The 12,735-nt window shown below is 72.7% G+C and carries 10 protein-coding genes; 7 read left to right on the top strand and 3 right to left on the bottom strand.

The window, feature by feature from the left end:
- The first annotated feature begins 117 nt into the window (after positions 1-117).
- The 4 genes from AC0680_RS35270 (at position 118) to AC0680_RS35255 (ending at position 5,837) form a co-directional block, all read left to right on the top strand.
- Positions 118-3,213, top strand: a complete 3,096-nt coding sequence (locus AC0680_RS35270) for a bifunctional acetate--CoA ligase family protein/GNAT family N-acetyltransferase (RefSeq protein ID WP_478637074.1) — start codon at positions 118-120, stop codon at positions 3,211-3,213.
- 59 nt (positions 3,214-3,272) lie between these two features.
- A complete protein-coding gene (locus AC0680_RS35265) occupies positions 3,273-3,866 on the top strand; it encodes a DUF5998 family protein (RefSeq protein ID WP_393496570.1) in 594 nt (197 codons plus the stop codon).
- Positions 3,866-5,056, top strand: a complete 1,191-nt coding sequence (locus AC0680_RS35260) for an alkaline phosphatase family protein (RefSeq protein ID WP_478637071.1) — start codon at positions 3,866-3,868, stop codon at positions 5,054-5,056. Before AC0680_RS35265 ends, AC0680_RS35260 begins: the two co-directional genes overlap by 1 nt.
- A gap of 121 nt (positions 5,057-5,177) precedes the next feature.
- Positions 5,178-5,837 (top strand): thymidine kinase, encoded by a 660-nt coding sequence (locus AC0680_RS35255; protein WP_478637069.1) that lies wholly within the window; start codon positions 5,178-5,180, stop codon positions 5,835-5,837.
- Between the two features lie 84 nt (positions 5,838-5,921).
- On the opposite strand, the gene AC0680_RS35250 is transcribed toward AC0680_RS35255, so the two are convergent.
- On the bottom strand, positions 5,922-6,905 hold the full coding sequence (locus AC0680_RS35250) for a ScbA/BarX family gamma-butyrolactone biosynthesis protein (RefSeq protein ID WP_478637127.1): 984 nt from the start codon (positions 6,903-6,905) through the stop codon (positions 5,922-5,924).
- Positions 6,906-7,014: 109 nt separating this feature from the next.
- On the opposite strand from AC0680_RS35250, the gene AC0680_RS35245 reads away from it, so the two are divergent.
- Entirely contained in the window at positions 7,015-7,659 is a 645-nt protein-coding gene (locus AC0680_RS35245) for a ScbR family autoregulator-binding transcription factor (protein ID WP_478637067.1), read from the top strand.
- A gap of 355 nt (positions 7,660-8,014) precedes the next feature.
- Here the strand turns inward: AC0680_RS35245 and AC0680_RS35240 are convergent, their stop codons facing one another.
- Positions 8,015-8,800 carry a VOC family protein gene (locus AC0680_RS35240; protein ID WP_478637065.1) on the bottom strand — a complete coding sequence of 262 codons (786 nt, stop codon included), beginning with the start codon at positions 8,798-8,800 and terminating at the stop codon, positions 8,015-8,017.
- Positions 8,801-9,050: 250 nt separating this feature from the next.
- Between AC0680_RS35240 and AC0680_RS35235 the strand changes: the two genes are divergently transcribed.
- The gene (locus AC0680_RS35235; RefSeq protein WP_478637063.1) at positions 9,051-9,890 is read left to right on the top strand and encodes a sulfurtransferase; all 840 of its coding nucleotides are present in this window, start codon (positions 9,051-9,053) and stop codon (positions 9,888-9,890) included.
- A gap of 88 nt (positions 9,891-9,978) precedes the next feature.
- Here AC0680_RS35235 and sepH read toward each other — a convergent pair whose 3' ends face one another.
- The gene (gene sepH / locus AC0680_RS35230; protein WP_478637061.1) at positions 9,979-11,031 is read right to left on the bottom strand and encodes a septation protein SepH; all 1,053 of its coding nucleotides are present in this window, start codon (positions 11,029-11,031) and stop codon (positions 9,979-9,981) included.
- Between the two features lie 497 nt (positions 11,032-11,528).
- Between sepH and AC0680_RS35225 the strand changes: the two genes are divergently transcribed.
- Positions 11,529-12,632, top strand: coding sequence for a hypothetical protein (locus AC0680_RS35225; RefSeq protein WP_478637059.1), 1,104 nt, complete (start codon positions 11,529-11,531; stop codon positions 12,630-12,632).
- Positions 12,633-12,735: the final 103 nt, after the last annotated feature.

Genomic DNA, 12,735 nt, shown 5'->3' with positions numbered 1-12,735 from the left:
CGTGACAGTTGTCTAGACCAGTCTCTCACGCTGTCGGGAGTGCTCCGGCAGCCCCGAGTCCTGTCCCGAGCGTACGCGCGCGGGCCGGTTGTCAGTGCCCGGCCGTACTCTGTCCGCATGCAGAAGCCGCCGGATCATGCATACCCGACCCACTGGGAAGCGGACGTGGTGCTGCGCGACGGCGGCACGGCGCGGATCCGCCCCATCACCCCCGATGACGCCGAGCGGCTGGTCTCCTTCTACGAACAGGTCTCGGACGAGTCGAAGTACTACCGCTTCTTCGCTCCCTACCCGCGGCTGTCCGACCGCGACGTGCACCGCTTCACCCACCACGACTACGTCGACCGCGTCGGACTGGCCGCGATGGTCGGCGGCGATTTCATCGCCACCGTCCGCTACGACCGGATCAACGACCAGGGGCTGCCCGCCAAGGACCCCGAGGACGACCAGGCCGAGGTCGCCTTCCTCGTCCAGGACGCCCATCAGGGGCGCGGGGTGGCCTCCGCCCTCCTGGAGCACATCGCGGCGGTGGCCCGCGAGCGCGGCATCAGGCGGTTCGCCGCCGAGGTGCTGCCCGCCAACTCCAAAATGATCAAGGTCTTCACGGACGCCGGGTACACCCAGAAGCGGACGTTCGAAGACGGCGTGGTCCGGCTGGAGTTCGACCTGGAGCCCACCGAGCAGTCCGTGGCCGTCATGCGCGGCCGCGAGCAGCGCGCCGAAGCCCGTTCGGTGCAGCGACTGCTGGCCCCCGGCTCGGTCGCCGTCATCGGGACCGGCCGCGCCCCCGGCGGCATCGGCCGCACCGCGCTGCGCAACATCCTCACCTGCGGCTTCACGGGCCGGGTGCACGCCGTCAACCACGCCTTCCCCCAGGACATGCGGCGGCTCGACCCCGAAGGGGTGCCGGCCGCCCGTGCGCTCGCGGAGATCCCCGAGCCGGTCGACCTCGCGGTCATCGCCGTCCCCGCCGACAGCGTCCCCGACGTCGTCCGGGACTGCGGCGAACACGGCGTCCAGGGCGTGCTGATCCTCTCCTCCGGCTACGCCGAGTCGGGCCCCGAGGGCAGGGAGCGGCAGCGCGCCCTGCTCCGCCAGGCCCGCTCGTACGGCATGCGGCTCATCGGGCCGAACGCCTTCGGCCTGATCAACACCGCCGCCGACGTCCGGCTGAACGCCTCCCTCGCCCCCCGGATGCCCGGCGCCGGCCACATCGGCCTGTTCACCCAGTCCGGCGCCATCGGCATCGCCCTGCTCAGCGGACTGCACGCGCGCGGCCCCGGTGACGGCGGCATCGCCGGCATCTCCGCCTTCGTCTCGGCCGGCAACCGCGCCGACGTCTCGGGCAACGACCTGCTCCAGTACTGGCACGACGACCCGGACACCGATGTCGTGATCCTCTATCTGGAGTCCATCGGCAACCCCCGCAAGTTCGCCCGGCTCGCCCGCCGCACCGCCGCCGTCAAGCCGGTCGTGGTCGCCAAGGGAGCCCGGCACAACGGCACCGCCCCCCTCGGCCACGCCGTGCCCACCGTCCGCGTCCCCGACAGCACGGTCGCCGCCCTGATGCGCCAGGCCGGGGTGATCCGCGTCGACACGGTCACCGAGCTGATCGACGCCGGGCTGCTGCTGGCCTCCCAGCCGCTGCCGGCCGGCCCGCGCATCGCCATCCTCGGCAACTCCGAGTCGCTGGCGCTGCTGGCCTACGACGCCTGCCTGACCGAGCGGCTGCGTCCGCTGCGCCCCCGAGTGCTGGCCTCCGCGGCCACGCCGGAGGACTTCCGTGCGGCGCTCGCCGAGACGCTCTCCGGCGACGGCTGCGACGCCGTGATCGTCACGGCCATCCCCTGGGTGGGGGAGCAGGACGGCGCCTCCCCGGGGGCCGGCGAGGGCATCGCGCTCGCCGCAGCCCTGCGGAGCGCGGCCGCGGCCCATCCGCACAAGCCCGTCACGGTCGTCCACCTGGCGATGGACGACCTGGCCGAGACGCTGGCGGCGCCGGCGGCGTCCCCCGAGCCCCATGAGCCCCCGGCATCCGCCGCCCCGGCTGCCGGCCCCCAGGCCTCGTCCCCGGCCGTCGCCGTCGACGAGCCCCGCCCCGCACCAGCCCCGCCGAACCCACCAGCCCCGCCGAACCCGCCGAACCCACCGATCCCGTCGATCCCGTCGATCCCACCGATCCCACCGATCCCACCGGTTCCGCCCGCCCCGGCGCACCGGGCGGCCTCCGCCCGCCCCCCGATCCCTCCCGGCCCGCCCCCCGCCGCCCGCACCGCACCTGCGCCGCCCGCCCACGACGCCGAGACCGCGGCCGCACCCCGCACCGCCCCGCTCCGCATCCCGGCCTACCCCGCCGCCGAACGCGCCGTACGCTCCCTCGCCGAGGCCGTCCGCTACGCCGCCTGGCGCCGCGAGGCCGCCGAGCCGGGCCGGGTGCCCGAGTACGACGACATCCAGGAGGCGGCCGCCGGCGCCGGCATCGAGCGCCTCCTCGACCGGCTCGCCCCCGACGTCCCCAGCGGCCGTTCGGTCCCGGTGCCGCCCGAGGACGCCGCCGGTCTGCTCGCCCGCTACGGCATCCACACCCGCCCCGTCCTGCCGGCCCCCGACCCGGATACCGCCGTGCGCGCGGCCGCCCGCCTCGGCTACCCGGTGGCCCTCAAGACCACCGCCCCTCATCTACGGCACCGCGCCGACCTCGGCGGGGTCCGCCTGGACATCGCGGGCGAGGCCGAACTCCGCCGTACATACGCCGAGTTGACCGACTTCCTCGGCTCTCCCGAGGAGCTGCGCCCGGTCGTGCAGGCGATGGTGCCGCGCGGGGTCGACACGGTCATCCGCGCCGCCATCGACCCGGCCGCCGGCGCCGTCCTCTCCTTCGGCCTGGCCGGCGCCCCCTCCCAGCTCCTCGGCGACATCGCCCACCGCCTCATCCCCGCCACCGACAAAGAGGTCACCGAGCAGATCCGCTCGATCCGCGCCGCCCCGCTGCTGTTCGGCTGGCGGGGCTCCCAGCCCGTCGACACCGCCGCGCTGGCGGAGCTGCTGCTGCGGGTCTCCCGGCTCGTCGACGACCACCCCGAGGTCGTCGGCGTCGACCTCGAACCGGTCGTGGTCGCCCCCCAGGGCCTCTCCGTCCTGGGGGCCGCCGTCCGCCTGGCGCGGCCCCCCGCCACCACCGACCTGGGCCCGCGCCGGCTGCCCGCGTACTGAGCGGCCCCTCGGCCCCCACTGGGCCCGTGGCGCCCGGCAGGCCCCGTAGGATGGACCCCATGGCGAAGACCGGTACGACGACCCAGGGGCTGCGCGCGGCGATCGAGCGCAGTGGCTACTACCCGACGCTCGTGGCCGAGGCGGTGCAGGCAGCGGTCGGCGGTGAGCCGGTGGTGTCGTACCTCGTCCATCAGGAGACGACCTTCGACGCCAACGAGGTCCGCCGCCACGTCACGGTCCTGGTCCTGACCGGCACCCGCTTCATCGTCAGCCACACCGACGAGCAGGCCGCCGACGCCACCTCCCCCTCGCCGTACGCCACCACCTCCACCGAATCGGTCAAGCTGGGCCGGATCTCCTCCGTGGTGCTCAGCCGCGTGGTCGCCAACCCCGAGTCCTACACCCCGGGCCAGCTGCCCCGCGAGGTCGTGCTGACCATCGGCTGGGGTGCCGTCGCGCGCCTGGACCTGGAGCCCGCCGCCTGCGGCGACCCCAACTGCGAGGCGGACCACGGCTACACCGGCTCCTCCACCGCCGACGACCTCTCGCTGCGGGTCAGCGAGGCCGGCGACGGTCCGGACTCGGTCCGCGAGACGCTCGCCTTCGCCCAGGCGCTCTCCGAGGCCACCGCGGCCACCACGAACCCGCGCTGATGGTCGACATCGCCCCCGTCTGGCCGGAACCCGAACCGCTCGACCCGCTCGGCGCCCCGGTACCCCTCTACGGCACCGGATCGCTCGCCGATCTGCTGCCCACCGTCGCCGCGGGCCTCGGCGTTCCCGGCCTCGCCTCGACCATGGAGCTGGCCCCCGCCGACCGGGTCTGCGTCTTTCTGATCGACGGCCTCGGCTGGGAGCTGCTGCGGGCCCACCCGGAGGAGGCGCCGTTCCTCACCTCGCTCCTGGGCACGTCGTTCAACGGCAGCGGCCGCCCGCTCACCGCGGGCTTCCCCTCCACCACCGCCACCTCGCTCGCCTCGGTCGGCACCGGCCTGCCGCCGGGCGCCCACGGCCTGCCCGGATACACCTGTGAGGACCCGGCCACCGGCGAGCTGATGAACCAGCTGCGCTGGTACCCGTGGACCGACCCGTATGCCTGGCAGCCGTACCCGACGGTCTTCCAGCTCGCCGACGCCGCCGGCATCCACACCTGCCAGGTCTCGGCGCCGAACTTCGAGCAGACACCGCTCACCAAGGTCGCGCTCAGCGGCGGCACCTTCCACGGCCGGCTCTCCGGCGAGGACCGCATGGACCTCGCCGCGGAGCAGCTCGCCGCCGGCGACCGCTCGCTGGTCTATACCTACTACTCCGAGGTGGACGGCAAGGGGCACCGCTACGGTGTCGACTCCGACGCCTGGCGCGGCCAGTTGATGTACGTCGACCGGCTCGCCCAGCGGCTGGCCGAGCAGCTGCCGCCGCGCAGCGCCCTCTACGTCACCGCCGACCACGGCATGATCGACATCCCCTTCGACCCCGAGTCCCGGATCGACTTCGACGAGGACTGGGAACTACGCGCCGGCGTACGGCTGCTGGGCGGCGAGGGCCGGGCCCGGCATGTCTACGCACACCGGGGCGCGGCCGCCGATGTGCTCGCCGTGTGGCGCGAGGTGGTCGGCGAGCAGATGTGGGTCGCGAGCCGCGAAGAGGCCATCGCGGCCGGGTGGTTCGGGCCGCACGTCGACGACCGGGTGCGGGCCCGGATCGGTGATGTCGTCGCGGCAGCGCACGCCGACATGGTGATCATCGCCAGCGAACGAGAGCCCCGTGAATCGGAGATGGTCGGGATGCACGGCTCGATGACCCCCATGGAGCAGCTGGTGCCGCTCCTGGAAGTCCGTACCTGACCCGTACGTCCGCACCCCGCATTTCAGCGCCCCGTACCCGACCCGCACGCCCGACGGCGCCGCCCGCGGCCCGCGCCCGCTGCGACGCCTCCGACCCGACGTGAAAGGCCACCCCACAGCCGTGTCCGAATTGGTATTTTTCTCCGGAACCATGGATTGCGGGAAGAGCACCCTGGCCCTGCAGATCGGGCACAACCGCTCGGCCCGGGGCCTGCAAGGAGTGATCTTCACCCGCGACGACCGGGCGGGCGAGGGCCGGCTGTCCTCGCGGCTGGGGCTGGTGACCGACGCGGTGGAGGCCGACGAGGGGATGGACCTCTACGCCTACCTCGTCGACCACCTCTCCCAAGGAGGCCGGGCGGACTACGTCATCGTCGACGAGGCCCAGTTCCTCGCCCCCGAGCAGATAGACCAGCTCGCGCGGATCGTCGACGACCTCGACCTGGACGTCTTCGCGTTCGGGATCACCACCGACTTCCGGACACATCTGTTCCCCGGCTCCCGGCGCCTGATCGAGCTGGCCGACCGGATCGAGTCGCTGCAGGTCGAAGCGCTGTGCTGGTGCGGTGCGCGGGCCACGCACAACGCCCGTACGGTGGGCGGGGAGATGGTGGTCGAGGGCGCCCAGGTGGTGGTGGGCGACGTCGACCACGCGATGGGCGAAGTGGGTTACGAGGTGTTGTGCCGGCGGCACCACCTGCGCCGGATGACCAGCGCGAGGGCCCGCGCCGGTGCGCTGTCGCCGGACGTCCTGCCGGTGTCGGCCGACGCCCCCGGGTAGGCCGGGGCGAGCGTCAATGCCTGGGCGGCCGACTCACCCCTTCGCGTCGTCGCGCCGGTGTCCGGTGGACGGAGGACTGGCCGATCAGTGACCTTCCGGGGCTTGTTCGCGTCGAACAGCTCCCGGAAGCGGCGCCCCGCTCAGTCCGGCGCGGAAGACGGTCCGCCCGCCCTGGACTCCGGTGACCTGGACCGCGAGCGTTCCGGTCGCGGAGCGGGGCAGCAACTCGGTCTCGATCCAGCAGGGTTCGTCGAACTCGACGTAGCGCGTGAAGCTGCTGGTGAAGACGGCGGGGGCGAACCCGCCGGGCGCGAGGGTGGCGTGGGCGGCCTGATAGGCGGCCTCCAGCAGAGCCAGGCCCGGCACATGGTCGACCGGGTGGTCGAAGAGCAGGGTGTTGCCGGTGTCGTTGCGCAGCTGCCAGCGGCGCGGACGGTCGCTCGGTGCGAGCACCACATCGGCCGTGCTGGACCGTCCGACCAGCTCGGGCGCGACCGGCGCGGGGAGCGTCCAGCTTCCCCAGCCCACGGCGAGGTGTGCGCCGCGCAGCCGCCGGTACGCCGCCGGTGAGGACCATGCGCACTGGAAGTCCGCATGCGCCACGGTGGTTCGGCCCTGACGGATGTGGAGCTTCATGTCCAGTGCGCTGCCGACGCGCCCGCTGGGTCCGGTGCCGGAGACCGTGACATCGATGTCCAGATCCGTAGGCCGGTTCTGCGGAAGGTTGAATTCCGGATTGACGGTGAAGTTGAAGTCGTGCAACAACATCTGATGGGACAGCGGCACGCCGTACTCGGCATGGGTGATGACCAGACCGCTCTGCCGGATTGTCTGGGCGAGCACCCGGGGGTCGCACTGCCGCCCGCCGTGGACGGCAGGCCACTGGGCGGTGAGCGAGAATTCGCCGGATCCGCGACTGTTCCAGCCGGTGACGAAGAGCGTGTCCGAGTTCTTGAGGTGAGCGTATTCCTGGAGATTCCCGGACGGGGCACCGGAAGAGCCATCGGACCGAAGCGGGGACCTGCGGTCATGTTGCGGCGTATCTATGTGTGCGGCGGCTTCGGCCATCAAGTCCCCCTGGGTGCGGCCCATCTGACAGAAGTTGACGCTGATAAAATAAACCGGGTCCGCGGTCTTTTTCAACATAGCCGTAAATACTTGGCACGGGAGACGTGAGTTGGCGAAACAGGAACGGGCGATCCGGACGCGCAGGACCTGCCTGGTGGCTGCCGCAGAGATTTTCAACGAATGCGGCTACGAGGCCGCCACGATCGCCGCCATCATCGACCGCGCCCAACTCACCCGTGGGGCGCTGTACTTCCACTTCACCTCGAAGGAGGAGCTGGCGCGCGGAGTGCTCGCCGAGGCGGTGACCACCGAGGGTCTGGTGCCGCAACCGCTCAAACTCCAGGAGTGGGCGGACATAGCGCTCCTGTTGGCCCACCGGCTGCCCAGGGAGCCGCTGCTCAGCGCCTCCATACGGCTGTCCGTCGACTCCAAGGCGCGCAGCATGTTCGGCACCCGCTGGCCCGACTGGATCGAGCTGGTCGGCAAGGTGCTCCTGGAGGCCAAGGAGCGCGGGGAGCTGTTACCGCATGTCGACCCCGCCGACACCGCCCGGCTGTTCGTCGGCGCCTGGACGGGTGTCCAGCTCGTGTCCGAGGTCATGCCGGAGGGGCGGGACCTGTCCTGCGAAATCTCCCGGCTCCTGGAGCTGATACTCCCCAATATCGCCGTTCCCGGCGTGCTGGCGAGGCTGGACACCTCACCCTTCCGCGCCGAACGACTCCTGGGGGCGGAACGCTCCACCGCGGTCTCGTAGGCGTCGCGGGCGTCACGCTTCCCCGCGCCGGTGAATGCCGGCCGGATATTACGCGGTCAGCCCCGGCCCGCATCCCGCCAACAAGTGGACCGTCCGGTATGTTTTGCCTTGGCGGCACGCCCCTCGGCCCAGAAATCCCTTTCCGTCGACGGTTTTGTCGTCGATGTGCAACGAATTCCGGAGAAGCCCCCGCGAGAAACAGGGCGGGCGGTTTCCTGGAGGAATCGGAAAACGCACCAAAAGTGCACCGAACGCACGCCGGGGAGGGCACGCGTCGCGGCGGGATTGCGTCCCGTGCGCCTCGGCTTCCGCGGGAATCCGGGGCGCACCCGCCGCGCGGGGCGAGCGGTGGCGCTCAGCCCCGTTCGACGATGCTGAAGACCGCGCCCTCGGTGTCGGCGACCGTCGCCTGGCGGCCGTGGAGCGCATCGTGGGCCGGCTGGAGCACATGGCCGCCCAGATCGGTGACCCGGCGGGCGGCCGCGTCCGCATGGGGCACGGCGAAGTACGTCATCCAGTGCGGGCCCCGGTCGCGGGGCAGCGCGTTGCCCACGCCGTGGATGCCGGCCACCGCCTGGCCCTTGAGGTGCAGCGTCAGATAGTCGGCGCCGGACGGGTCGGACGAGGTCGGGGCCTCCGCCTCGAAGCCGAAGACGTGCTCGTAGAACGGGCCGACGGAGGCGGTGTCCTGGGTGACCAGCTCGTTCCACACCGGAGTGCCCGGTTCGCCGGTGATCGCGGTGCCCATCATCGACCTGCCCTGCCAGATGCCGAAGATCGCGCCCTGCGGGTCGGAGGCGATCGCCATCCGCCCCGCGTCGTCGTCCGCGTCCAGCGGTCCGACGCCCACCGTCCCTCCGCAGCAACGAATCTGCTCCGCGGTCACATCCGCGTCGTCGCTGGCCAGATAGGTCGTCCAGGCGACCGGCAGGTTGCGGTCCGGCGCCAGCTCGCCGAGCCCGGCGACCTCCCGGCCGTCGAGGAAGGCCCGGGAGTACGGACCGAAGTGCTGCGGCCCCGGGCGGAACTCCCAGCCGAACAACGCACCGTAGAACTCCTGCGTCACGGGCAGGCTGTGGGCCAGGAGGCTCACCCAGCAGGGCGCCCCGGGCTTCCGCCGAGTCGCGGCCTCGGTCGTCATTGTCACTCTCTCCTCGGAGCGTCGGTGTGCGGACCCTGTGCGGTACGGGCGCGGGTCCCGAGCAGATGCTCGCACCCGGTGACCTGGTGTGCGCCCCGGCCGCGCCGTCCACGGCGCGTTCGCGAGGGAGAATGCCCGTTTTGATGTTTCCCATCCGTTTCGGCGACGTTACGGCAGGCTGTAACTGCGCCATACGGAGGGTGGGCACCCGCCTTCTGTACGTAGTCATCGCTACGCAAGGATGAGTCCCATGAATGCCATCATCACCGCTACCGAACTCGCGAGCGAGTTGGCGAAGCCCACCCCGCCGGTGCTCCTGGACGTCCGCTACCAGCTCGGCGGCCCGCCCGGCCGCCCCGAGTACGCGGCCGGCCATCTGCCCGGCGCGGTCTATGTCGACCTCGACGACGAGCTGGCCGCACCCCCCGGCAAGGCCGGCCGGCACCCGCTCCCCGACCTCGCCGCCTTCGCCGAGGCGATGCGGGCCGCCGGCGTACGGACGGACCGCCCGGTGGTCGTCTACGACGGTGGCCAGGGCTGGGCGGCCGCCCGCGCCTGGTGGCTGCTGCGCTGGAGCGGTCACCCGGACGTGCGGGTGCTGGACGGCGGCCTCGCCGCCTGGCAGGCGACCGGCGGCGCCCTGAGCACCGACCAACCGCAGCCGCCCGCGGGTGACTTCACTCCGGTGCCCGGCGCACTGCGGCTGCTGACGGCCGACGACGCCGCCGCGCTCGCCCGTCGGGGCGTTCTGCTGGACGCGCGGGCCGGCGAGCGCTACCGGGGCGAGGTCGAGCCCATCGACCCGGTAGCCGGCCATATCCCGGGCGCGGTCTCCGCGCCGACGACCGAGAACGTCGCCGAGGGCGGCACGGTCTTCCGCGCCGCCGAAGAGCTGGCCGAGCGGTTCGCGGCGCTGGGCGCCACGGCGGACGCGGAGGTGGGCGTCTACTGCGGTTCCGGGGTCTCCGCGGCCCATGAGGTGCTGGCCCTCGCGGTCGCGGGCGTCCCCGCCGCGCTCTACGTCGGTTCCTGGAGCGAATGGACCGCCGACCCGTCCCGTCCGGTCGCCACCGGCCCGCAGCCCGGCTGAGACCCCGCCACGGCGCCGTACGACGCCGTCCGCCCGCTCCCTGGGAGCCAGGGAGCGGGCGGACGGGTGGTGCGCGGTGGCCGGCCCGTTACTCCGGCTTCTTCCTCCGGGTGCCGAAGACGATCTCGTCCCAGCTGGGCACGGCCGCCCGGCGTCCGGGCCGTACGCCGTCCGCCTCGGCCTGCCGGTCCGTCGTCCCGGTCAGCCGGTCGCGGTGGCCGGCCACGGCCCGGGGCATCAGTACATCGGCGTACGCGGAACCCGCGCCCGCGCTGGCGGCCGGGGCCGGCGGCTCCTCGACCTCGGCCTCCGGCTCCTCGTCGACCTGCGGCGCCTTGGCACTCTCGGGGACGACCATGTCGCCGCGGAAGCTGGGCACCGCCTCCAGCAGGCTGGTCAGCGAATCCCGCTCCCGCTCGCCGACGGCCTCCTCGCTGCCGCGCTGCTCGCTCTCCTCGCCACCGGACTGCGCGCGCTCGGACGTCTGCCGGTCCAGCGTGCGGTCCAGCGGCCGGTCGCGCGGCAGCCGGGCGATGCGCGGGACGAACGGGAAGCTCGGCTCGGGCGTGTCGTCGCTCTCGCCGATCAGCGCCCGGGCCTCGTCGTCCACGGCCTGCACCAGCCGCCGCGGCGGGTCGTAGGTCCAGCTCGCCGAGTGCGGCTCGGCCGCGACGCGGTAGACCAGCAGCACCTCCCAGGTGCCGTCGTCCCGGCGCCAGGAGTCCCACTGCACGCTGTCCTTGTCGGCGCCGCGCAGCAGCAGCCGCTCCGCGACCGCCTCGCCGAGCTGCGGACCGGTGTTCTCGCCGGGGCGCCGTACGGGTGTCTTACGGGCCCGCTCGGCCATGAAGGCGCGCTCGGCGAGGACCGGGCCCTCGAAGCGGCGTACCCGGTCGACGGGGATGCCGGCGAGCTGGGCGACCTCTTCGGCGGAGGCACCTGCTCTTATCCGCGCCTGGATGTCCCGCGGCCGCAGATGGCTCTCGACCTCGATCTCGATCTGGCCGAGCCGCGCGCGGTCATTGCGGACTGCGGCGCGCAGCCGTTCGTCGATCGGAAGCGTGTACTCGGTGCTGTCCGCAGCTTTGAGCACCAGCCGTGTGCCGTCGTTGGAGACGGCCACGACACGCAGTTCGGGCATGGGGACCTCCCGGGTGGTGCCTGCCGACGTCACGTGCGTCGCTGCTTCCGCTAGTCGAGTGTGGCCTGCCCGGGTGCAGCCTGCCACAACATTGCCGAGTTGCCCGGCGTGTCGAGGCTTGGCCCTCAAACGCCGTTATGACACGGTTACCAGTTTGCAACGCTCAGTGACCATGCCGCTTGCCCTGTCGCCGATCACCCGTGCCGAGCGGCGGCGCCCCAGGGTGAGTGCCGCCTTGAAGGCCCCTCCCGTGGGTTCCGGGCAGCCGGACGGGAACCGGGGCCAGGGTTCGCCACAGTACTCCATTCGGGCCACTGAGGTGGACCGCCGCGCCGCCGAACTTCTGGGCGGTCAGTGGAGTTCGGTCGCCTTGTCGATCTCTCTACCTGCCACGCGGGTGGCGAGTTTCACAGATTCCCCAAATTCGGAACTGTTGACTCCGCCAATTGGTCACTTCTCCATGCAAGATGGATCGAAGGGGCTATCAAAGGTTGGAGATGGACGAAGAAACCGAAACCGCCACGAAGAAGAAGGAGAAGCGGATCGACCTGAGCATCGCTCAGGTGGCCGGCAGCGCACTCGCTGCGGCCGTCGCCGCGTACCTCGCGGGGCAGCTCGGTGTTTACGGAACCATCATCGGCGCGGGTGTGGTCAGTGTCGTGGCCACGACCGGCGGTTCGATATTCCAGCACCTGTTCCGGCGCACCGGCGAACAGATCAAGGAGGCCTCGGTCGCCACCCGGCCGAAGCCGCGCCGTTCTTCTCTCCACACTCGATCCACCACCCAGCAGGCACGGCAGGCCGGCCCGACCATGGTGCTGCCGACCTTCGACAAGCAGGGCACGGAGGACAAGGTCACCTCCGTCGCCGCCAGAACACCCGGGCCCGCCGCGGCCCGTACCCAGCTGGTCCCGCGGGCCGAACAGGCCCGGCGCCGCGACCCGGCGAGCGCCCACCCGGCGGAGCGGACCCAGCTCGTACCGCGGCTGGAGCAGCCGACCATGGCGCTGGGACGGGTGGACGCCCGCCCCGCCGAGGCCACTCCCGCGGCACCCCGCCCGGCCGCACGGCCCGAGGAAGTCAGCACCACGACGTACGGCACCCGGCTGCGCGGCTGGAAGCGGCCGGCGCTGGGCGCGCTCGTGGTGTTCGTCCTCGCGATGGGCGGGGTCACCGCCACCGAGCTGCTGGCCGGGCAGGCGGCGAGCGGCGAGAAGGGCACCACGCTGGGCAACATCACCCACACCGGTGGCTCGAGCCGGCACCGGCCCGATACCCCGCAGTCGCCCGGGACCAGCCACTCGCCCGGTGGCGGCGGTCAGAAGGGCGGCGGCGACGAGCCGACCCCGCACCCCGGGAAGTCCGACGAGGGCCGCACCGGCGAGGGCGCGGACGACGGCACCCCCGCGCCGACCCCGAGCCCGTCCGACGGCGGCAAGACCTCGCCGGACCCGGACACCTCACCGTCCACGAAGCCGTCTCCCGAAGGCTCCACCGGGAGCGGCGGCGACACCGGCTCCGGTGACGGCTCGACCGGTGGCGAGCACCAGGAGAGCGGGCAGCGCCCCGAGGGGCAGACGCCCGCCCCGGGCGCTTCCTGACCCCGGCGGACCCGTGACGGCCGCGGGGGGGGGGGGGGGGGGGGGGGGGGGGGGGGGAGGGGCGGGACGGCGGAGCAGAGAGATGCAGTGGGCGCAGCGCGGG

The sequence above is a fragment of the Streptomyces sp. NPDC043738 genome (assembly GCF_056436545.1).
This window is presented reverse-complemented; position numbering and strand designations above follow the sequence as displayed.

Bases quoted from the DNA above. Each gene is read 5' to 3' on its own strand.
- AC0680_RS35265 (WP_393496570.1), top strand. From the start codon at position 3,273: ATGGCGAAGACCGGTACGACGACCCAGGGGCTGCGCGCGGCGATCGAG.
- AC0680_RS35250 (WP_478637127.1), bottom strand. From the start codon at position 6,905: ATGGCCGAAGCCGCCGCACACATAGATACGCCGCAACATGACCGCAGG.
- sepH (WP_478637061.1), bottom strand. From the start codon at position 11,031: ATGCCCGAACTGCGTGTCGTGGCCGTCTCCAACGACGGCACACGGCTG.
- AC0680_RS35260 (WP_478637071.1), top strand. From the start codon at position 3,866: ATGGTCGACATCGCCCCCGTCTGGCCGGAACCCGAACCGCTCGACCCG.
- AC0680_RS35235 (WP_478637063.1), top strand. From the start codon at position 9,051: ATGAATGCCATCATCACCGCTACCGAACTCGCGAGCGAGTTGGCGAAG.
- AC0680_RS35225 (WP_478637059.1), top strand. From the start codon at position 11,529: ATGGACGAAGAAACCGAAACCGCCACGAAGAAGAAGGAGAAGCGGATC.
- AC0680_RS35240 (WP_478637065.1), bottom strand. From the start codon at position 8,800: ATGACGACCGAGGCCGCGACTCGGCGGAAGCCCGGGGCGCCCTGCTGG.
- AC0680_RS35270 (WP_478637074.1), top strand. From the start codon at position 118: ATGCAGAAGCCGCCGGATCATGCATACCCGACCCACTGGGAAGCGGAC.